The sequence below is a fragment of the Pseudomonas sp. P5_B3 genome (assembly GCF_056400405.1).
In genome coordinates this window covers 1-1,248 of sequence record NZ_JBFULI010000128.1, presented here as the reverse complement: position 1 = coordinate 1,248, position 1,248 = coordinate 1, and the positions used below count along the sequence as shown (strand labels likewise).

Below are 1,248 nucleotides of genomic sequence, written 5' to 3'. Positions count from 1 at the left end.
CAACAGCCAATAACACTAGACCAACACCAATAAGCCTCACTGACTTATTATAACATTCGTTGACACCAAGACGCAGACACCACTACATTAGTGGCACTCTGCCAACGTCCAGACGACGCATCAACTTTGTAAAGTTAATGAAATGCTGAGTTTCTGAGCTATTTCATTCTTGGTACAACGCATGAAATATGTAGACGACATTACGAAACTATTTACACGTTTTGGCGCCAATACGGAAAGCTACCAGGAAATACAACCGAGCTATAAAGATTTCAAAGACGACCCGGTTACACCTGCACTGGCTGAGCCAGAGCCGTCAGTGGCATTGCCTCCCCCAACACCAACGCCCCCTGTGTTTCTACTGGACGAGCCACAGCCTTCTTTATTGATTGGCGCGCCGGGCGAGCCGGTGAAGAATGCTGCCCTCTCGCTACCTTCACCCAAATCTTCTTCCCTGACCGAGCCACCTGCGAGTTCCGCTACGGGTGACCGTCAGCGATTGAGCGACCTGTTGCGTGAACTCAACCAGGTTCGCCTTGACGGTCTGCCAGAAACGACTCGCAAGCGAACCAGGGCGAAGGTCATTGCTATCGTTTCGGCGAATGGTGGGGTGGGTAAAAGCACAGTCGCCGCTGGCCTCGCAAAAACACTTCGGCGCCCTGGCGGGCGAACCATCGCAATTGATCTGGACCCTCAGAACGCGCTGTCCAGCCACTTGGGTATCACCCGGCAGGCTCCCGGGCTGATCCAGCTCAAAGAGCAGGACGCAGACTGGGGTGCCCATCGCCTGCAGGGCTTTGGCGACAGCGAGTGCCTGCCCTTCGGCACTGGCGAGGTGAACGATCGCCGATTGCTCAAGCAGTTGATGCTTGAAGACTCTGACTGGTTGAATCAGCACCTTGCGTCAATGGACCTCAGCGAAAACGATACCGTGATCCTGGACACRCCTTCGGGTGCGACCGTCTATTCGCAACAGGCACTCGATGCAGCCGATCTGGTGCTGGTGATGATGGTGGCCGACGCGGCCTCCTACCTGGCACTGGACACCATGACCCAGTGGCTGGAAACCAGCCGACGACGCGCACAGCAACAACGGTATGTGCTCAATCAACGGGATGACTCGCGTTCGTTCAGCAGGGACATGGGCGTGCTGTTTCGGCGGCGGCTCGGTGCCAACCTGATCGGGACGGTTCGCCTCGATCACCAGTTCAACGAGTCGCTGGCCTATGGTCGGGACCTGTTGCAGTA

The 1,248-nt window shown here is 56.0% G+C and carries 1 protein-coding gene; it reads left to right on the top strand.

What is annotated here, in order from left to right; translation table 11 throughout:
* Positions 1-181: 181 nt before the first annotated feature.
* Positions 182-1,248 (top strand): cellulose biosynthesis protein BcsQ (bcsQ, locus tag AC1DRN_RS29900; protein WP_477786925.1); only part of this gene is annotated, 1,067 nt, incomplete at its 3' end.